The sequence below is a fragment of the Sphaerochaeta halotolerans genome (assembly GCF_003429665.1).
Classification (GTDB): domain Bacteria; phylum Spirochaetota; class Spirochaetia; order Sphaerochaetales; family Sphaerochaetaceae; genus Sphaerochaeta; species Sphaerochaeta halotolerans.
Genome location: NZ_QUWK01000002.1, coordinates 18,279 through 37,647 on the forward strand (window position 1 = coordinate 18,279; position 19,369 = coordinate 37,647).

The following is a 19,369-nucleotide window of genomic DNA, read 5'->3' on the forward strand; positions in this document are numbered from 1 at the left end:
GAATCAATTGAGTATCGTACATGTAAAGATAAATGGCATTCCCGTAGAGGTTGAAGCGGGGACAACTATATTGCTTGCAGCCCGGAAGGCTGGGGTAACCATCCCAACCCTCTGCTACCATGATGACCTCAAGCCGTTTGGCTCATGTGGTCTGTGTATCGTAAAACAGGAGGGTAATGCCAAAATCCTTAGGGCTTGTGCTACCCCTGCTGCCGAGCATATGAGCATCATTACCCATGACCCGGAGTTGTACCAGGTACGTAAGACCATCTTGGAAATGATCTTGAGTACCCATCCGTCCAGCTGTCTTACCTGTATCCGTAATGGAGAGTGCGAACTGCAGACATTGGCTGCAGAGTTCGGGATTCGTGAGCAACCCTTTGATGTCCGTTTGAGCGATAGGCCTAAGGACACATCCTCTGCCTCCATCGTCCTTGATCCAGAGAAGTGCATCAAGTGTGGACGCTGTGTCCAGGTTTGTCAGGATCTGCAGGGTGTCTTCGCCCTTGAGTTCATTGGGCGTGGAGATGGAACTTGCATGGCTCCTGCTGCAATGTTGCAACTTGAGGATAGTCCCTGTGTTCGCTGTGGTCAGTGTGCTGCGCACTGCCCTGTTGGAGCCATTTATGAGAAGGATGAGGTTGCTGCCTTCCAGGAAGCAGTTGCTGATCCCGAAAAGCAGGTGGTTGTCCAGATTGCTCCCTCAATCCGAGTAGGGCTTTCTGAGTCCTTCGGCCTTCCTGCTGGAACCGTCACGACTGGCAAGATTTATGCTGCGCTTCGCAGACTTGGCGTTGATGCAGTGCATGACACCAACTTTGGCGCTGACCTTACCATCATGGAAGAGGGAAGCGAACTGGTGCACCGCTTGACCAAGGGAGGAGCACTTCCCCAGTTCACCTCTTGCTGTCCGGCTTGGGTTGACTACGTTGAGAAATACTATCCGGATCTCTTGGACATGGTTTCCAGTGCGAAGAGCCCGATGCAGATGGTGGGAGCTGTAGAGAAGACCTATACTGCCGAGAAGCAGAATATGGATCCAGCGAAGATGTATACCGTTGCAATCATGCCCTGTACTGCGAAGAAGTATGAGGCATACCGAGACGAGAGTATGCGCTCAAGCGGGTATCAGGATGTGGATCTTGTCCTTACCACCCGTGAGTTTGCCCGCTTGATCAAGGCAACCGGCATTGATTTTCTCCATCTTGAAGAAGAGGCGGCTGATAATCCGGTTGGTGAATACTCTGGTGCGGGTACCATCTTTGGTGCCACCGGTGGCGTCATGGAAGCTGCGGTTCGTACCGCTTACCATGTTGTTACCGGAAAAGAGCTGGAGAATGTTGAAATTGAATCAGTACGTGGTCTTGATGAGATCAAGAAGGGCACGGTTGACTTCGATGGAACGCCGGTTCGTGTAGCCGTAGTACATGGGCTTTCCCATGTGGCAGAAGTACTGGATGAGGTAAGGGCTGCCCGTGCAGAGGGCAAGCAGGCGCCGTATGAATTCATCGAGGTTATGGCTTGCCGAGGTGGTTGTATTGCCGGAGGTGGACAGCCTTACGGAGCCACCGACGTCCTACGTACAAAGCGTGCTGCCGGTCTCTACTCCGATGACAAGCAGAGCAAGGTCAGATGTTCACACCAGAACGAATCGATCAAGCAACTGTACGAGGAGTTCCTGGACAAGCCGCTCAGCAAAAAATCTCATCATCTCTTACATACCACCTATCAGGAGATTCCTGTTTACAAGGCCTGATAGTTGGCCAGTATCCAATTTGCCCGGCCCCCGACAGGCCGGGCATTTCCACGTAAAAGAGACCCGAACAAATTCCGGGTCTCGATCTCGTGCGCTCGGTATAGGCGTCAAACTTGAGGGATGGCACACAGTACCAGGGAGTCACTCGTGTCTGAGACAATGGCAAGATGCTCCTCACTGGGTGAGATTGCCATCCTTGCCGGAGCAAAATCCCCAAGGGTACTGTTTCTCAGGAACAGAGGCCTCCCGAAACCATCTAACGAGAATGAGATGATGTTCTTGCTGTTTTTTGCAAGCACATAGAGCATGGTATCATTCTGGTTGGTGATCAGTTGCGTGATTCCCTCCATTACCCCGATATCATTCTGGGAGGAGGTAAATACTTCCTTCTGTGCCCACGTGGTACTCGTATAGGCAAACCTTCCAATGTCGTTATCCGTTGCATAGATGAGTTGATCATCATTGATGAATTCCAAGGAAGCGATATTGTTCAGATAGGGTGTATCAACACTCTGAAAGTGCTCATCCTGAGCAAAGAGGGCACCCATGTCATTCTTACGGCACAGTTTTAGGAATCCAGTAGCCGTATCTGCCAGAGCTGCACTCTGGGCTCCTTCAGAGATAGCCAGGGTGTCAAAGACTGGTGGGTCTGAGAACCACCATATATACTCATTGGGATCAGCACTTTCTGCGGTCTGAGCATACAGGTTTGTCTCCACTACATGGGATGCGTCAGGAATCAAGGCGTAGAGTATTCCAGTAGTTGCATCCTTGCTCAAATGATGCAAGCTTGTAAAGGTCTTGCTTGGACTGCTGTTCGTGTAGTAGGTGTTGTTTCGTTCAAACTGTTTGCTGAGTGTTGCATTCTTTGAATCATACTGGTAGACGCTGAGGCTTGGTATGCTTGCATCAGCAATGGCAACAAGTTTTGTAAACGGGTCGACATAGATATCGGTCACTTGTACTGCATTGAAGCCATCAGCAGCGGTATAGGTGTTAACCACTTCCAGGGTGTCTCGGACAATTCTACATATTTGAATGGTCTGGTGTTGATTGCTGGCCAGCACCAACTTTCCATCGGGCAGGAACGCAACATGTGCATTCTTTCCGACATACAAGCCACCGGTAGTGTCCTCTACCAATCCGACGATTTTGGGAACTCCTGCGGTTCCCTCGACGGCTGCTTTGAAAGTGATGCTGGCCGACCCAGTACTAGCCAGAAGTGCTCCTTTTGCAATGACATCCAATCGATGTTGTCCGCTCGCAGGGGTGAATGAACAGGAGAGGGCATTGCTTACTTCCTCCCCATCAAGGTACCAACTCACCTCCAGGTCTGTTGACTCCCCAGAGGAGAGTGTTGCGGTTGCGGGTACTTGAGCCTGCATGACTTCACTGACTCCTTGGATGCTGCACTCGACAGGCACTCCCAGGTTATCTACCAAGGTAATGGTTGCTGGGATATCCGCGTACTTATCCAGCGTCAATGCAACTGTTCCTTCGGTGGTCTTGTTGCCCACAATTCTAATCACCTCCGCACATCCAGCGACTGCTGTCGCCCCGCTGTACAGCTTTACCCTCAGCAAATAGGAGCCTGCAGGATAAGAACCGTTGAAAACAACAGAACCGTTTTCCATGTTGTTTGTAGTGGGAGTGAGTGAGATTGTGGTTCCCTCTGGGTCGGTAAGCCATACCTCCAGGTTGGGGTTGTTTATCTTGCTTGCATCCCACTGGAGATGAATATCCATCATGCCGTTCCCACTGAGCGCATCCAGTGTGATCACCGTTTCCAAGGGATCCTTTGTCAGGTTTACCGAAACGGAACCAGTGACTAAATCAACGCCCTGGCTGTTCCGTCCAACAGCTGTAATATCCCAGTTGCCGATCAAGAGACCATCCACATCCACAGCACTGGTGTTGGACATGACACTGAAGGTGGTATCCTGGGGTCCTACACCTTCCACTACGTAACGAGACACTTCCAGGGGAGTGTCGTTTGGCAACAAGGTCTTCTCAGCACCAGACCGTCTCTCCATGCTTACATGCAAGGAGGAGCGGCCTGCGCTCTCTTCTTTGCATCCCCCAAAGGTAAAACACATGCAGCAACAAAGAAGGGGGATCCAAAGCCAGCGTGAACATTGTGATATTCTGTTCATAGTAGCCTCCACAAAAGAAGAGGCGGATGGGAAGTCTTTGCTTCATGGCTTTTCTTTTTTTCTTTGAGCAAGTACATTGGGGTCATGCAAGCTCTCATCAAACTCATTCTTTTGGCATTGACCTTCTTCTTGGTTTTTATCAATCCCTCGTATATCGGGAAGGGGCTCTATTATTCGATGTTTCCCCTCTTGTTTCTATTGGTGTGGCTGTTCTACAGAATTACCTACTATGTATCTGAAAAAGAAGTTCGTAAGGCTGTAGACGAGCCCTTCCACTACTCACTGTTCTGTGCAATGGTTCCTCCACTAGGGGAGGGAGATCTGCAGAGAGGTAGATTGATTATTGCCGAGGACGAAATCATTCTCTATCGCAGGGATGGAAGTAAACCGGTGAAAGAAGCATATCGTCTTGCTATTGCTGATATCGAAGGGTTCTCTATTGGGAAGGTACTTTCTGTACGCAGTGGGGTTACATTCAAGGCGAAGGGTCGGGGCGAAGCCAAGTTTGTGGTCTCTCGTGCTCATAAAAAGAAGGAGGCCCTTACTGCAGCTCTCGGCTGGAGTCGGCCTCCTGAGGGTGTTGGGGTAGGAGAAGAAGCCAGTCAGGCTCCATCCTTCAAAGATCTCTAAAAACTAAATCCAAATCCAATGCGCATTGGTTCAAGCTGGGTGGTGAAATCATTTGCAGTGATGTTCCACTGTGCCTGTACCCCTACCTCGTAGAAGACACGCATCCATTCAGTCAACGCATAGGAGATGCCTCCTTGGATCTTCCCGGTCACGCCAAACTCATTGTTGCCACTGGACGGTATGATAACCGTAGGACCAAGTGAGATCGAAAGTGGGAAGGAGAGCGGCTTGTCATTTCGCAAGTTCCACTGCACCTTTCCCAATACGCTTATCTCATGATCATCTTCGACTTTCGCATATTCAAGGGTTCCTCCAAACCTGAAGGCTCCTTCCCCATGCTTGAGGAGATCCACCTGGATGTCGAAGCCTTTGTCTCCACCTGGGTACTGATAGTCAAGGAACGAGACCGAGGAGTTGACTGACCACTGGAAAGCCTCTTGGTCGAAGGATACATTGCTGGAAGCTATTGGTGGGGTACTCGGTTTGAGCACTACCGTCTGTATTTCTTCTTCAGGCAATGGGATAGTTTCCTGTTCTTCCTTCTTTCTTGGCTCTTCTTCCATATCAAGGACTGGCGTTGTTTCTTGTACCAAGCCTTCTCCTGCATGATCTGTTTCTGCAACAATTGGAGGTGCGAAAGGAATCTGTACCACAGGGCCCTTCGGCCTTGGGAGTTTGAGGATTCCGTTTGTGATCAAGGGGTCTACCGGAAGTGGCATCGGCTTTGTCACCTGTAGCACAGATTGTTGGGCCTCAACCTTCATCACAGGTACACTAGGGACCTCTTGTACTGGAGGCTCTTCAGAGGATTGTTGCAGAGACTCAGAAGGGATTTCTGCTGTTTGTGGTGGTTCATCTTTCTGTACAGAGGAAACCGGTGGGACCTGGATGGACTCACTTTTCTGTGTTTGCTCACTGGTTGTTGTTTGTTCTGTCTCACTTTGTCCAGCCAAAGGCCTGAATTCAACGTACCAGTAGGTACCTGCAGCCACAGATAGGACAGCAATGACAATCAATACTACAGACCAAATCTTGTTCACAACAGACTCCTTATCAGTAACTATAACAATAAAGGTCATAGTTTGTGTACAAGTTTACCATGACTTACGCCCATTAATGAGAAGAATTCCTGTTTTTCTCATGAAGAGATATGAATCCCACACGCCTTTGGTACCCAATCTGGTGAATATCCCATCCTTTCTCTCCGTGATAGCTTCAGCATACGGAGGAATTTCGTGCGTACCTTGATGATTCTCATTCCCGTCCTCATCATTTGCGGCCCCATCTTCGGAGCAGGACATAGCTTGTTCTGCGCTGTGGATAGCACACTTATTGATGCGCTGTGGGAGGAGACAGTGCTCGCTCGTGTGGAGGTAGGACTTTCCCTCGATGAGCAGTTTGCCCTTCGTCTCCCGATCAGCCTTGCTGCTGAGCGTGAGATAGGAGGTCCGAGATTGTTGGAAAGTGGACTTTTCCTGGATTATTATCCTTTGGACTGTGGGCTGCATCTCACTGTTTCCCTGATTCAGGTTGGGTTTCTTTTCAATGACTGGTATGACGATAAGGAGGACCCTCTCACGTTTCTCAATGAAATGGCTTTCGGCTGGACCATCACTCCCTACAAGGGATTGCGTGTTGAACCGAGAGTAATCCTGCGTGACCCCAATGGTGTGTTCAGTTCTGCATACAACACGCTTTCGCTGCGCTTTTCCCGCTTTCCCATGATTCGGTTCTCATTACTTGTGGGGTGGACATTTCCCCTGAGGAAAACGGACCAGACAGATATCCAAGAGGAGGAAGGAACATGATACAAAAACGCATTGGTACCCAGGTTCTGGTATTGTTGCTCATTGTACAACTTTCTGGTTGTTCGATGGGCTTGCAATCAATCGAGAAGCAAAAGGTTTCAGATGATCAGCTCTTGCCAGCTGTCTCTGAGATGATCGAGCAACAGAAGGATGTTGTATGGCCGTATCTGGAAGAGGAGGTAAGTCGTGCATTGGGAACGAGCCAGCCTTCTGGAAAGCAGATTGTCAGTAACACCCTCTCTGAAAACCAGGGAAGGGAATATCTGGAGTTCTGTTATGCAGTAGGTGACCCACAGGGTGAGGAGGACGTTGAGACGGTGGTCTCCTTCGCACACACCCTCCTCAGTGAAGAGGAGCAGATTGAACTAGACCAACAGCTGAACCAAAGGAGGAGTTTGCTTCAGGCAAAGGGGGAGTCGCTTGCCCGTGGTTTGGCTCCCAGTCAACGTGCTGCTTTCTGGAAGGATATGCAGAAGCTGGTGACCAGGACACTGGTACTCTTTACCGCCGGGGTGGTCTATGCCTGCATCCCAAACACCGTCTTCTGGGGAAAGATTTCAGCAGCAACTGCCATCGCAATTGCAAGCGGAGTGGTCGCCACCACGGTCATGTCCATCTGGAGATACTATCAATTTGGAGGTACTCCCGATGAAGCCTTCGGTGATTGGTTGAAGACGGTGACCACTGAGCCGGAACTCTCCAGTGCCATGACTGCCAGTGTCATCTCGGTGGGGAAGACCCTCAAGCGAGGACCTGTGGTCACGGGAATCATCATCTGTGTGTTTGCACTCTACAATGTGGTTGATATGGTCAAGCCGATGTTGAAGAGCTATGACTTCACTATCTAAATAGCGTGGATTTGGTTGCCTGCAAGACCACTTTGTGAAATACTGGGCATTGGAATACTCAAATAAGAGGAGAGGCCAATGCCCAATACATTTGCAAATACTATCCTGACACGGTTTCTGCGCTATGCAGTCATAGATACCATGAGTGATGACAAGAAAGTAGGGGAGAAACACCCCTCCACCGATGGCCAATGGGATCTTCTCAGGTTGCTGGAACAAGAATTACGGGAGCTGGGGATCACAGACATCCAGGTTGATGAGCATGGGGTGGTCATCGGTAGAATCCCTTCCAACATTGACCATGCTGTCCCCACCGTGGCCTTCATGGCCCATGTAGATACTGCAGATGATGTTCCTGGCAATGGGGTAAAACCCAGGGTCATTGAAGCCTATGATGGAAAAGACATCCCGCTCAATGAAGAGTACACCCTCAAGGTTGAGGATAATCCAGAGTTGTTGCGTTACAAGGGAGAGACAATCGTTGTTACCGATGGAACTACGCTCCTAGGCAGTGACGACAAGGCTGGTGTGGCTGAAATCATGAGTGCCACAGCGTATTTACTCACTCATCCTGAACTCAAGCATGGAGTGGTGGAGTGTATCTTCACCAGCGATGAGGAGACCGGTGCGGGGATGGATACCTTTCCATATGAGAAGATCAGCTGTGACTACTGCTATACCATCGATGGGGGAAGGCGTTTTGAGATTGAAAGCGAATGCTTCAATGCTGCAACCCTTCACGTTCACTTCAGTGGAGTGAGTTACCACTTTGGTGCTGCCCGTGGTCGGCTTGTCAATGCACTGACCATGGCCGCCTTCTTCGTCAATGCCCTGCCTCAAGCTGAAAGTCCGGAGGCCACTGATGAACGGTATGGATATTATTGTGCACAGAGCATGAGCGGAACGAACACCGAGGTTGACCTGACCCTATACCTCAGGGATTTTGATCTGGAGATTCTCGATAGAAGAATTGAGGCGATCAAGCAGTTGGCAGCAGCTACAGAGGCGCTGTATCCAAAGGGAACCGTTTCTGTTGATGCTAAACACATCTACTACAATATGGCCTTGGTTGCAAAGAACAAACCCTTTGCCATGGAGAATCTCCTGAAAGCTGGTGATGAGCTGGGATTCAAGCTTGAGCAAACCTTGATCAGGGGAGGAACCGATGGGGCTCGCATGGCCAATGAAAGGAATATTCCCTGCCCGAACATCTTTACCGGTGGGCATAATCTTCACTCCCAGTTTGAGTGGGCTGCCTTGCCTGCAATGGAGGATGCAACTCGCTTGATCCTCAAGATCATCGAAGTTGGAGCCGCTACATGAGGCTGGTACTCTCCCTGTTGGTCTTTGCCTTTGCCATGCTTCCGCTCTCCTCTGCGCAACTTGCATTTACGCATGATGCAGATGTGCCCCAGGAGGTGGTAGAAGGAGTACAGCGTGCACTAGAGGATGCTCTGGTGGAGCGATTGCCTGAAGAAGGCGTGCTGAGCGCTGTACTGGAAGGCGGAGGACAGGGGGAGTTCTCCCTTGTACTTTCCTATGGAGAGAGGCAACTTACCTATACCCTCCTTGGAGAGGCAAAGGAGTATGAAAAACGCCTTGCTACTGCGCTCAATTATGATGGTCTTTCCCTGTTTGATACCTTGCCCTCGCTCAGTCTGACCTCCTTTTCTGGTCGTGAATTTGGGGCCAAGGTTGACGAACACTCCTACAAAGAAGGTGATCGATTCACCGTTTTGGATGCAAAAGGAAGAGCCCAGGGAGTAGTGGTGGTGACCCGCGTTGCTGAAGAGGAGGGGGTGTTGTTGCTCTCCCAGCTTTCGGGAAAACCGCTCTTCTTGGGTATGGAGCTCAAGGAGCAGGGAAACAAGAGTGTGGCACTCTCTTTTTCTCTCAACAAGAATCTTGCTTCTGCTGTTGATCTTATGCTTACCTGGCCGCTTGCCATGCATCCTTTTTCTGCTCAATTTGGCCTTGGGGCAACTTTGACGAGCCGCATCCATGGCAGTATAGGGCTCTCGGCGAAGCTCCCACTCAGTCAATTCTCTTCCGCTCAGAATGCTCTGGTAAGAAATCTTTCACTTGATGCTACAGCCTTGTTTTCAGCAGGCTACGATACATCATTGCAGGATAGTTTTTATCAAGCTTCCGGTGAAGTCGGCGTTGCATGTGCCCTCTCCAACTGGACACTCTCCCTAGCGCTTGGAAATCGCGTTGCTGCAAGTGAAGCCCTGCTTCTTGAACAAGGGCTTTTCCTCAAGCTCACAACAGCGTACACTTATACACTATGAAACGACCATTCCTTGGAGTATGTCTTGTGCTCCTATTGAGTTTGATGCTTATCTCCTGTTCCTCACTTTCCCCATTGGTACGAGCACAGCTAGAGGGGCTTCCTTCCTGGGCATACTCACCCCAACAACGGAGTGGGGAAGTTGCTTTTGTAGGCAAGGGAACCGCCCCAGTCAGCTATAATGCACGATTGTTGGCGTATGAGGATATCTTGGACCAGATTTCAGCATATGTAGGTGAAGATGTCTATGATATGTACTATCGAGAACTCACCACAACAAATGCCATTGCAGATTTCAATCTGACCATTGCAAGTGAATATACCGTCAGCGAAGGAAGGACTGGTTTCGATGTCTATCTGCTTGCTCGCATGGATGAAGCATTGCTCAGTGGGAAACGCACCAGTGTCTACAATCAGATGATAGAACGGGAAAGGACCATTGAAGCAATGTTGAATACAGCTGGCCAAGCCTATCGTTCCAATGATGATACTGGCGCTATCAAACAGTATCTGGAAGCTGCCATGCTGTCAGCAGAAGGCCCTGTCAGTGAGAGGAAATATGAGACTGAAACACTCTTGGATAAAGCCATATCCTTTATTGAAGCTCTTCGGTTCAGTCTCCGTAACCCAGTGAGCACAGAAGCGAAGGTAACTGTGTACCTACGGAGAAAGAGCCGGTTGCTCTCCCCAAAGGTGCTCAACGCTCCCATCAATGCGACATTCCAAGCAAGGAACAGCATCTCTGAGACGTATACCGATTTCCTGCAGTTCAATACTGCCAGCGATGGGTATTTCTTATTCGTCCCTTATAACCAAGGTTTGATAAAGGATGGTCAGATCATATTTTCACTGGATCTCTCATCGACCATCGCAAAACTTGAGAAGACGCTTTCTCAAGAGCAGGTTGAAAGAGTCCAGGAAGCAGTCTCACAGGTCTCCATAACCTTTCCCTATACCCTCACTGCTTCACTATCCGGCAAAAGCATACTGTGTGAAATCCAGGAGTTCTCTCTCGAGGGATCTCTTATCAGCGGGGATCAGGCACTGAAAGTGTTCAACCAGGAACTTGCGCTTGATGATATCCTGGTGCAAGAGATCAATCTCAAACCAACCGATACAGAAGATCAGCTCTCCCAGTTGAAGGGAGAGGCTGACCTCGCCTTTCTTGGAAGTGTCGGGGTGGCAAGCCAGCAACAGGTCAGAGACCATTGGGTGGTGGTAGCTAGTGGAAATGTCGGCCTCTATGATCTGAATAGCGGAGCCTTGCTCTTTGACACACTCTCCTTGGAGGCAGTTGGTTCAGGACAAACCCGTGAGCAGGCACAGCGTGTTGCCTTTTCCCGTTTTGGTTCCATTGCTGCATATCTCCAGAGTGCTTGGCTGTTCAAACGCTAAACAAGTCCTGTAGTGCTTTTGGGTTGTTACTGATGATTCCCATCACCCCCTGTGCGAGGAGCGATGCGGCATCTCCTCTCTCATCGACGGTCCAAGCGCACAGCTGGTAACCGAAGGATTGAGCCTCCTTAATCCGATTCTTGGATGGCTTCAAATAGGAAGGGCGGGTGAGATATTTTCCAAAACCATGGCGAAGTATTCTCGGTACCCCAGGATTATCACCATAGATCAAGGCAGTCGGGATGGACCCTTTGCTCTTGCGTTTGAATCTGAGCAAACTGATTGGGTTGAATGAGCTTGCAAAGCAACGGGACTCCATGCCAGATTGATAGATTTTCTCCAGCAGTAGTTGCTCCAGTCCCAAGTCCTTCGCTCCAGGAGCCTTGATCTCAATATCATAGTAAAGAGCCTTGCCTCCCAAGGCAAAAACATCGGCAAGCAAGGGAATATGCTCTCCCCCTCCGATGTCGATCTTCTTGAGTTCTTGATAAGAGAGTTCAGCTACCTTGCCTGGGTGGCCTGCCACACGCATTAGATCATAGTCGTGGATTACAACCAATTCACCACTTCTGCAACGTTGTACATCCAGTTCTATCCCATCAATGTGATGCTCCAGGCAGTCAGCAAAGCTGGGAAGTGTATTTTCTGGGTGGTCAGCTGATGAGCCTTTGTGTCCGAACAGCAGAGGTTTGCTGAATACACGATTCATCGCCTGCCTCCGAATCTGAGATGGGCAACCTCATCCTTCCAGAGCGTATCATCCACCGTTTCAAGAATCAGAGGCATGTTCTCAAATCGTGCGTCACATGCAATGTACTCGAAGGTGGCCCATCCAATACTTCCCATGCCCAGGCTTGCATGTCGGTCAAGATGACTGCCCGCATTACTTTTTGCGTCATTGAGGTGCATCCCCTTGAGATGGGAGAGGCCAAGGAGGGTGTCGAATTGTTCTATGGCTGTATTGAACTCCTCGGGGCTGCTCATGGAGTATCCTGCAGCATGAGCATGACAGGTATCGATACAAAAACCGATGCGTTCTCTCTGCGTGCACTGCTCGAAGAGATATGCAAGTTCCTCAAAGGAAGAACCCAGGTTTGTGCCCTGTCCTGCTGTGTTCTCAATGACTGCAACCACATGATCTGTTTCACTGAGGGCAATGTCGAGGCTCTGGGCAACCAGAGAGAGGCTCTCCTTGGGATCGATGAGTCCCAAATGGGAGCCTGGATGGAAGTTGAGCAGGCTCAAGCCCAATTGATCGACCCGTCGCAGTTCATCGATGAAGGCTTCCAAGCTCTTCTTTCTCTTTTCAGGGTCTGGATTACCTAGGTTAATAAGATAGCTATCGTGTACCAGCACCTGTTGTGCTGTGAAACCCTTCTCCACCATCGTGGACTTGAACAGTGTTATAGCTTCCTTGTCCAAGTCCTTGGATTTCCATTGCCGTTGGTTCTTGGTGAACATCCCGAATGCATTGGCTCCCAAATTGGCTGCCTGTATGGCTGCGTTGTGTACTCCTCCGGCAATACTGGTATGTGGTCCTATGGTATGCATAGGAGAACGGTAGAGCTTGAGGCAAGGGTTGTCAATCATGAGAACTCGTGATAGTGTCCACCTTACAAAGGAGCGAAAGAGCATGATACAACGGCAATGGGCCTTAGGGGATGAGCTCGCGGGCTTCCAACTGGTGGAAATCACCCAGCTTGATGAGTATAAGGGAACCGGATATTTGTTCCGACATATCGAGACCAATATGGAGGTCTTTCAGCTCATCAATTCTGATAGAGAACGATTCTTCAGCTATGTCTTTCGGACACTTCCCAATAATGATTGTGGTATTGCACATATCCTGGAACACAGTGTACTGGCAGGTAGCCAACGCTATCCTGTGAGGGATCCCTTCATGACCCTGCTCAAGGGAAGTACCAATACCTTCATGAATGCAATGACATATCCGGATAAAACCCTCTATCCCGGTGCGAGTCCCTTACAGAAGGATTTTGAGAATCTTTTCCATGTATATACAGATGCTGTATTTGCTCCTCTGCTTCGTGAGGAGACGTTCTGGCAGGAAGGCGTACGCCTGGTTTGCGAAGAGGAGCGTTGCCACTTCGAAGGAGTGGTCTACAATGAGATGCTGGGTGATAGTGCTGACCATGATTCAATCGTCGGCAAGGGCAGCATCCGCTCTCTGTTTCCCGACACCCCGTACTCCTTTGAATCGGGTGGCGATCCAGAGCAGATTGTTCGGTTGGATTACCAACAGTTTCGCTCCTTCTATAGCCAGTTTTACCACCCTTCCAATTGCAAGCTTTTCTTGTATGGGGATCTTGAGGTAGGGGAGTATCTCTCATACCTTGATGAGGAATACCTGAAAACACGTGGTTCTCTCAAGGTGAACAGCCTCTGTCCTGTAGCCGAACCATGGAAGAAGGAGAGAAGTGTCACTCTCACCAGTCCCATGGAAGAAGGGCAGACAAAGGAAAGTGCCTCGGTAGTGCTTTCCTGGGCAACCACTGACGTGAGTGACCCTCTGCAGGTCATCACGCTTTCCACCCTTGTTGATCTGCTGCTTGGTAATCAGGCAGCCCCCTTGTACAAAGCATTGCTCGATAGTGGGCTGGGTATCGACATTTCTCCTGAGAGTGGCATGAGTGCAGATTTCAGGCAGATGCCGTTCCTGGTAGGATTCAAGGGGATCAAACCGGAATTGGCAGAAGATGCAAAAGCATGTATCTTGCAAGCTTTGGAGACAATCGTCAAAGAGGGATTGGAACCTGAAATGGTTGCCTCTTCCTTGAAACGGATTCGTTTCAAGCAGCTGGAAATACCGGGAGGTGTTCCCAACGGGCTAAGGGCCTTGAACAGAAGTCTACGTGGGTGGCTCTATGATCTATCCCCTTGTGCAACCATTGAGTCGGGGAAACCTCTCGAAGCTTTGGAGGATGCACTCCACAAGGATTCTCGTTACTTTGAGAATTGGATCAAACGCCATCTTCTGGACAATCCGCACCGTTGTTTGGTTACGGTAAAACCAGATGGCGAACATCAGAAAAGACAGACAGATGCCATCGCTCGATATGCAACACAGGTCACTGCGTCTCTGGACAAGAAAGGGGTCAAGCTCTTGCAAGACCAGAACCAGCGTTTCCTTCAGTTTGAAATGGAAGGAGATACTCCTGAGGCATTGGCTACAATCCCACGTCTCCATCTGGAGGACCTTCCCTCTACAATTCGTCCCAATACGCACCAAACGATGCAGTGTGCAGGGCAGCCACTCTACATCCGACCACAGTTCTGTAACCAGATTGTATACGCCGATTTCGCGTTCAATGTGGAGGATCTTAGTGAACGAGAGCTGATCCTGTTGCCTTTGTATACCCGATTGCTCCAGACCACAGGGTTGGGGGACCTTACCTATGCACAGGTGGCGACCAGACTGAAGCACTTGACCGGTGATTTCAACGTCTATACAGAAATGGGTAGTTCATGCAACGAACGTGATGTTTTGATGCTGATGTGCAGGGTAAAGACGCTCAGAGAGGACTTTGAGCCTGCTATGCAGTTCGTCCAGGAACTGCTCACCGGTGCGAATATGGGCGACCTGAAGCAATTGAAGTTGGTATTGAACAACTATAAAACTGATTTTGCTGACAGTGTTACCTACAGTGCCCATAGCTTTGCAAGCCTCTGTGCTGCAAGTGTGTTTTCCCCCATCCAGTGGGAAGGGGAGCAACTTTCAGGCCTACATCAGTGGTTTTTCTTGGAATCGATAGAAGAGAAAGATCTTCCCTCTATTGCCCAGGAACTGGAACAGTTGCAACGAAAGCTTTCCAACCGCAGAAGATTGCTCCTGCATCTCAGCTGTGATGAAGCGTTGGTTCAAGAGTTTGTTCCAGTGTATGAAGCATTCACGAAGGCATTCAGTGACCAGGGAGTAGTGCAACCGGTACCACGCTCATACAAAGAGGTAAGCAAAGGAACCATTCATGAAGTACAACTCTACCGACTTCCTGCAACGGTCAGCTATGCAGCATGGGCCATGCGAACTGAGAAACGGGGTACTGTGTTGCAGGCCGCCCAGATTCTCCTTGCAAATATCCTGACGGGAAATGATCTTTGGGAAGTCATTAGAGGGCAGGGTGGTGCCTACGGTGTTGCCGCAAATGCTGATGTCATGGAAGAAATCTGTGTATTTTCTACCTACAGGGACCCCCGCATTGCCGGTACCTATCGCGATTTCATCAAGATTCTCAATAAATATGCCCAAATTGATATTGATCCAGGACATATTGAGAATGCCTTGATTGCAACCATTGGGAGTGAACTCAAGCCACTGTCACCCAGCCAGGATTCCATTCTTGCGTTCAGGCGGTTGTTCTACCATATCAGTGATGAGTTCAGGGCAATGAGACGCCAACATTTGTTGCAGTTGGACAGCAAACAACTCAACGAAGGAGCGAAAGCCTTGCTTCGATCTGCAAAGGAAGAAGACTCCTATGTTGTGCTCAGTGGGGCCCAGCTGCTGGAAGCAGAAAAAGAGAAGCACCCTATCCTCGATCGTCCTTCGATACGTCTTCCGCTCTAGCTTTGTCTCCCCAGATTCTGGAAAGTGAGGGAGCGGTCTGTGCGTTTCTCAGTTTGAGCACCACACACTGTTTGAGGCTTGCTTGGTTACGCGCAATATCCTCTGCAAGACTCTTACAGGTGGGACTTCCGCAAAGTCCGCAGTCGATACCAGGTAGGACTTTCAAGATATCGGTCACTTTCTGGAGTTTATACAAAGCTCTGGAACGATCTGCATCGAGACCCATCGCCGTTGTTGCTTTAAAAGGAGGCAACATGGGGTTTTCACGGAAGGCTTCTGCCTGGCTACGGATACGATTGACAAATGGTTCATCAAGCACCTCAGGAAGTTGCTGGGAGTAGTGCTTGAGCCGTTCTGAGGCAAGGAATCGGTTTCTCACTGTGAGAATTCCTCCCACGCACCCTTCAGCACATGCTTCCAATTCGAGAAATTGCAGATTCGTCTGTTCTTCTTCTTCGAGAATTTCCAAGAACTCAATGACATTATGCATCTCATCAACTGCAAGGGTACGCCCGTCATGGGAGGGAATCTGGCCTTTCACCAAGCTCCAGAGCAGTGCCTGCTTGGTGCACATGGCAAAGGTAAAACTGCCTTCCTGGACCTGGTCATGCTTTGCAAGATAGGTGCTTACCAGATTATACGCAGTATCGATATTGATGATGCCATCAAATAATCGGTTCTCTTCTGAACCCTCAGTCTTGAATTGGGCAATCTTTGCTGCACACGGGGTGAAATAGAATATTCCTGGGTTTGCTGATAGTTCAGCAAGTTCGCTTCTTGCAAAGATGGCAGCTACTTGGGCGGGGGGACGCAGCCTGCTCAGGTTGTCTACCAAGAGGGGGAAACGAATCTGGGTCAAGCGTTGCACAGCAGGGCAGAAGTTGCTTATCAAAGGCAATTCAGGTGTTCCTTCCTCTGCCTCAAGGACGTCCAGGATATCTACACCGGTCTCAGCAAGGTAGATATGGGTAAATCCGATTGCGTACAACGCCCCTAACACTTCGCCAAACGTGATAGTGTCAGGGAATTGGGCTAAGAATACGGCAGGGATGATGGCAACACGGACCAGGTAGTCCTCCAATTGGTCGAAGGGGTCCTGTTCTACCTTGATGGCGTCATTGGGACAGACTGCCATGCATTGGCCACAGTCAATACAGAGTTCCCCGCTGATCTCCGCTTTCCCGTGGTGGATGCGAATAGCCTGGGTTGGACACCGCTTCATGCAATGGGTACATCCCTTGCAGGAGGAGGTGATGACCCTGATAGCGTGATGAAATATCTGGTCACTCATGACTCCTCCTTCAGGTCGAACCCCATGGTTATATGGGTATGCCCTCCTGCTTGGGTCTTGATTGAGAGCCGGTCACAGCTCTTCTTGATGTTCGGCAGTCCCATACCAGCTCCATACCCTAGCTCCAAGATCTCTTCGGTGGCCGTAGACCACCCTTCCTTCATAGCAAGGTCAAGATTAGGGATACCTGGACCGGTATCGATGACTTCTACCGTAATGGTGTTTTCACTCAGCTCACAGACAATCTTGCCCCCATAGGAGTGGGCAATGACGTTGACCTCGGCTTCGAAGACGGCAACGGTAATTCGTTTGATTACCTTCGGGGGGAGATTCAACTGTTTAAGCAACCGCTTGAAGTTACTTGAGGCAACTCCGGCTACTGAGAAATCTTGGGCTGGTACGGTATACTCTTGATGCATCTCAATATACCGGTTTCAATCCTTCGTTGAAGAGCAGTGCACTGGCTTTGAACAGAGAGTAGGAAGTGTAAGAGAGGGAAATGTTCAGCTCCTGTGCCATATCGATCATGTTCTGGCTTGGCTTCTTGTTCCTTACCAATAGGATGTTTTTAATGTCGCTCATCTCTGCTGTCCTGATCGCCTGGTTGTTCGAGAGTCCTGTGATGAGAAGAATGTCGTCCTCAAGAATGGTCAACACATCACTCATCAGGTCGCTGGCAAATCCCCGTGTAATCTCATCTTCGAGATGTGACTCTCCACAGATCAAGTGTCCATCTACACATGCAATAATATCTTTAAGCTTCATGAGAATGAGTATACCATGGACAGTATGTATCACGATAGGGTACATGGGAATTCTTGCTCATAATTCCCTTTGAACACAAATGCATGCAACAAATTCATATCCAACTAATTCTTACGCAGTAATACCATCACCTGATATGGATCAAGCTGTATATATTCTGATACGGCGTTTGTCCTATTGGTGATCAGATCCATATATTCTTTTTCTTTTGAGGTTTCATACCAATGAAGTGGGATGCTTTGTGGAACAGCACTGATATTGACTGCAATTAAAATCTCTTCCAAGGGTTTGTTGTTTTCTCTCTTTTTTCTTGCGGTACGAAGGAATGCAAAACATCCTGGATTGTTTGTATCTATAATTTTTTGGTCGGCAAGTGGAGATAACGCTGCTTCATGTTTCCTGATTTCCAAGAGTGCAAGCATACTTTTTAAAATGACAGAGCGTCTGCTATGAGGGTCCGAAAGTTCATTTCTCAAAGATTGTATTTCAATTTTTTCACGATTAATCTTTCTTGGATTCAACGAGAGCGATGGTGCATCAGTCCAATTCTTTGAGCCAATCAAGCTATGGATATAGATACCTGGAACTCCCTTGAAGAAGATCATTATTGCAGAAGCAGCAATGAATCGTTTTATGGCAAGAGACTCAGGTTCATCCTCAATAATGTTTGAGAGGGCAGAAAAGTAGTTGATATTCAGTTCATACGGGCTAGTCGAACCATCGTTTTCATTTCTTCTTGAGATGAAACCTCCTTCCTTTTGCGTATGCTGAGCCATCGCCTCAATTTCAGCTTTTGAAAGAAGATCCTGTACCGGCATCAATCCGATGCCATCATGGGAGGCAAGGAAGTTGAAAAATGTTACTTCGCTTGAAGGGAGCAGAAGTGTTTTCGCCCATGAGGATAGAGCAGTAGCATCCTGCGAGAGGAATGTATGGAACACAAGAGGGGGTAGTGAAAAATTATAAACCATTGCGGCTTCATTGTGTCCATTTCCAAAGTAGGAGATGTTTTCTTTATGGGGTACATTGGTCTCAGTAATCAAAAGACTATCGGGTGAAAGAGAAGAAAGAATCTGCGAAAAAAACTGTATGATTGCATGAGTCTTCGGATGGTGGATGCACCGTGTACCCAACTCCTTCCAAAGAAAAGCAACGGCATCAAGGCGGACTACCGATGCACCGTGTACCAGGTATATGAGCAGGATTTCTGTCATCATGAGGAGGACTTTGGGATTGTGATAGTTGACATCTACCTGGTCACTGCTGAATGTGGTCCAAACCAGTTTTTCTCCAATCTTGGTCAGCAATGGCAACGCACGTGGCCTGAATACAGAACTGATATCCTCCTCGCCCTGCAATTCGATGATGAAGTCTTTATACGGAGCAGTATCCTTCAAGGATGCTTGGATCCAAGTATTCTCACGTGAGAGGTGATTTGCCACAAAATCAAACATAAGTTGATAGTCTTTCTGAAGAGCGTGGATATCCTCCCAGCTTCCAAAGACGGGATCTACTTCGACAGGGTCAATAACGGAAAAACCATCATCTGAACTGGAAGGGTAGAATGGAAGCAGATGTACCGTTGAAATGGTTGAGCCGATATACTCATGCAGAAATGCTCGCAGGAGAGGGAGCGTTGGGCAGTTTGGTTCGGCTACGAGGGAATCTGCATACGTTATAAGAATGGAGGTATGTTGTTCCAGTGGTATCTCTGGTTTTGGGAGTTTCTGCTGAAGTTCTCCTCGATATTTTTCCAATAATGATATGAATGCATCACGATAGTGTTCTGCTTCCCTCTTTCCATATATCTCAGTCAAATGGGTGATGACCAAATTCTGCAAATTCATG

16 protein-coding genes are annotated in these 19,369 nt (G+C 48.9%); 8 read left to right on the forward strand and 8 right to left on the reverse strand.

Annotated features, from left to right (window positions below; all coding sequences use genetic code 11):
- The first annotated feature begins 7 nt into the window (after positions 1-7).
- On the forward strand, positions 8-1,756 hold the full coding sequence (locus tag DYP60_RS01635) for an NADH-dependent [FeFe] hydrogenase, group A6 (protein WP_117329135.1): 1,749 nt from the start codon (positions 8-10) through the stop codon (positions 1,754-1,756).
- 107 nt (positions 1,757-1,863) lie between these two features.
- Here the strand turns inward: DYP60_RS01635 and DYP60_RS01640 are convergent, their stop codons facing one another.
- On the reverse strand, positions 1,864-3,909 hold the full coding sequence (locus DYP60_RS01640) for a hypothetical protein (RefSeq protein ID WP_133299266.1): 2,046 nt from the start codon (positions 3,907-3,909) through the stop codon (positions 1,864-1,866).
- 84 nt (positions 3,910-3,993) lie between these two features.
- On the opposite strand from DYP60_RS01640, the gene DYP60_RS01645 reads away from it, so the two are divergent.
- The gene (locus tag DYP60_RS01645) at positions 3,994-4,539 is read left to right on the forward strand and encodes a hypothetical protein (protein WP_133299267.1); all 546 of its coding nucleotides are present in this window, start codon (positions 3,994-3,996) and stop codon (positions 4,537-4,539) included.
- On the opposite strand, the gene DYP60_RS01650 is transcribed toward DYP60_RS01645, so the two are convergent.
- Positions 4,536-5,579 carry a hypothetical protein gene (locus tag DYP60_RS01650; protein WP_117329138.1) on the reverse strand — a complete coding sequence of 348 codons (1,044 nt, stop codon included), beginning with the start codon at positions 5,577-5,579 and terminating at the stop codon, positions 4,536-4,538. The genes DYP60_RS01645 and DYP60_RS01650 overlap by 4 nt on opposite strands.
- Before the next feature lie 195 nt (positions 5,580-5,774).
- On the opposite strand from DYP60_RS01650, the gene DYP60_RS01655 reads away from it, so the two are divergent.
- The 5 genes from DYP60_RS01655 to DYP60_RS01675 all read left to right on the forward strand — a co-directional run bounded on the left by DYP60_RS01655 (position 5,775) and on the right by DYP60_RS01675 (position 10,880).
- Positions 5,775-6,347 (forward strand): hypothetical protein, encoded by a 573-nt coding sequence (locus tag DYP60_RS01655; RefSeq protein ID WP_117329139.1) that lies wholly within the window; start codon positions 5,775-5,777, stop codon positions 6,345-6,347.
- Positions 6,344-7,195, forward strand: coding sequence for a hypothetical protein (locus DYP60_RS01660; RefSeq protein ID WP_165849464.1), 852 nt, complete (start codon positions 6,344-6,346; stop codon positions 7,193-7,195). The genes DYP60_RS01655 and DYP60_RS01660 overlap by 4 nt, the downstream gene beginning before the upstream one ends.
- Positions 7,196-7,273: 78 nt before the next feature.
- Complete coding sequence (gene pepT, locus DYP60_RS01665; protein ID WP_117329140.1) at positions 7,274-8,518, forward strand: peptidase T; 1,245 nt, start codon at positions 7,274-7,276, stop codon at positions 8,516-8,518.
- Positions 8,515-9,486 (forward strand): hypothetical protein, encoded by a 972-nt coding sequence (locus DYP60_RS01670; RefSeq protein WP_117329141.1) that lies wholly within the window; start codon positions 8,515-8,517, stop codon positions 9,484-9,486. Before pepT ends, DYP60_RS01670 begins: the two co-directional genes overlap by 4 nt.
- Entirely contained in the window at positions 9,483-10,880 is a 1,398-nt protein-coding gene (locus tag DYP60_RS01675; RefSeq protein ID WP_133299268.1) for a hypothetical protein, read from the forward strand. Before DYP60_RS01670 ends, DYP60_RS01675 begins: the two co-directional genes overlap by 4 nt.
- Here DYP60_RS01675 and DYP60_RS01680 read toward each other — a convergent pair.
- Both DYP60_RS01680 and nfo read right to left on the reverse strand, forming a co-directional pair.
- Positions 10,870-11,589, reverse strand: coding sequence for a glycerophosphodiester phosphodiesterase (locus DYP60_RS01680; RefSeq protein ID WP_117329143.1), 720 nt, complete (start codon positions 11,587-11,589; stop codon positions 10,870-10,872). The genes DYP60_RS01675 and DYP60_RS01680 overlap by 11 nt on opposite strands.
- Complete coding sequence (gene nfo, locus DYP60_RS01685) at positions 11,586-12,431, reverse strand: deoxyribonuclease IV (RefSeq protein ID WP_117329393.1); 846 nt, start codon at positions 12,429-12,431, stop codon at positions 11,586-11,588. Before nfo ends, DYP60_RS01680 begins: the two co-directional genes overlap by 4 nt.
- Positions 12,432-12,513: 82 nt before the next feature.
- Here nfo and DYP60_RS01690 point away from each other — a divergent pair, with 82 nt between their 5' ends.
- Entirely contained in the window at positions 12,514-15,465 is a 2,952-nt protein-coding gene (locus DYP60_RS01690) for an insulinase family protein (protein ID WP_117329394.1), read from the forward strand.
- Here DYP60_RS01690 and DYP60_RS01695 read toward each other — a convergent pair.
- The 4 genes from DYP60_RS01695 to DYP60_RS01710 all read right to left on the reverse strand — a co-directional run bounded on the left by DYP60_RS01695 (position 15,428) and on the right by DYP60_RS01710 (position 19,368).
- Positions 15,428-16,756, reverse strand: a complete 1,329-nt coding sequence (locus tag DYP60_RS01695; protein ID WP_117329144.1) for a [Fe-Fe] hydrogenase large subunit C-terminal domain-containing protein — start codon at positions 16,754-16,756, stop codon at positions 15,428-15,430. The genes DYP60_RS01690 and DYP60_RS01695 overlap by 38 nt on opposite strands.
- Positions 16,753-17,175, reverse strand: coding sequence for an ATP-binding protein (locus DYP60_RS01700; protein ID WP_117329145.1), 423 nt, complete (start codon positions 17,173-17,175; stop codon positions 16,753-16,755). The genes DYP60_RS01695 and DYP60_RS01700 overlap by 4 nt, the downstream gene beginning before the upstream one ends.
- A 1-nt stretch (position 17,176) precedes the next feature.
- Positions 17,177-17,521 carry a DRTGG domain-containing protein gene (locus tag DYP60_RS01705; protein WP_117329395.1) on the reverse strand — a complete coding sequence of 115 codons (345 nt, stop codon included), beginning with the start codon at positions 17,519-17,521 and terminating at the stop codon, positions 17,177-17,179.
- 104 nt (positions 17,522-17,625) lie between these two features.
- On the reverse strand, positions 17,626-19,368 hold the full coding sequence (locus tag DYP60_RS01710; RefSeq protein WP_165849465.1) for an alpha-amylase family glycosyl hydrolase: 1,743 nt from the start codon (positions 19,366-19,368) through the stop codon (positions 17,626-17,628).
- Position 19,369: the final 1 nt, after the last annotated feature.

Bases quoted from the DNA above. Each gene is read 5' to 3' on its own strand.
- DYP60_RS01640 (WP_133299266.1), bottom strand. From the start codon at position 3,909: ATGAACAGAATATCACAATGTTCACGCTGGCTTTGGATCCCCCTTCTT.
- DYP60_RS01645 (WP_133299267.1), top strand. From the start codon at position 3,994: ATGCAAGCTCTCATCAAACTCATTCTTTTGGCATTGACCTTCTTCTTG.
- DYP60_RS01660 (WP_165849464.1), top strand. From the start codon at position 6,344: ATGATACAAAAACGCATTGGTACCCAGGTTCTGGTATTGTTGCTCATT.
- pepT (WP_117329140.1), top strand. From the start codon at position 7,274: ATGCCCAATACATTTGCAAATACTATCCTGACACGGTTTCTGCGCTAT.
- DYP60_RS01670 (WP_117329141.1), top strand. From the start codon at position 8,515: ATGAGGCTGGTACTCTCCCTGTTGGTCTTTGCCTTTGCCATGCTTCCG.
- DYP60_RS01675 (WP_133299268.1), top strand. From the start codon at position 9,483: ATGAAACGACCATTCCTTGGAGTATGTCTTGTGCTCCTATTGAGTTTG.
- DYP60_RS01680 (WP_117329143.1), bottom strand. From the start codon at position 11,589: ATGAATCGTGTATTCAGCAAACCTCTGCTGTTCGGACACAAAGGCTCA.
- nfo (WP_117329393.1), bottom strand. From the start codon at position 12,431: ATGCATACCATAGGACCACATACCAGTATTGCCGGAGGAGTACACAAC.
- DYP60_RS01690 (WP_117329394.1), top strand. From the start codon at position 12,514: ATGATACAACGGCAATGGGCCTTAGGGGATGAGCTCGCGGGCTTCCAA.
- DYP60_RS01695 (WP_117329144.1), bottom strand. From the start codon at position 16,756: ATGAGTGACCAGATATTTCATCACGCTATCAGGGTCATCACCTCCTCC.
- DYP60_RS01700 (WP_117329145.1), bottom strand. From the start codon at position 17,175: ATGCATCAAGAGTATACCGTACCAGCCCAAGATTTCTCAGTAGCCGGA.
- DYP60_RS01705 (WP_117329395.1), bottom strand. From the start codon at position 17,521: ATGAAGCTTAAAGATATTATTGCATGTGTAGATGGACACTTGATCTGT.
- DYP60_RS01710 (WP_165849465.1), bottom strand. From the start codon at position 19,368: ATGAATTTGCAGAATTTGGTCATCACCCATTTGACTGAGATATATGGA.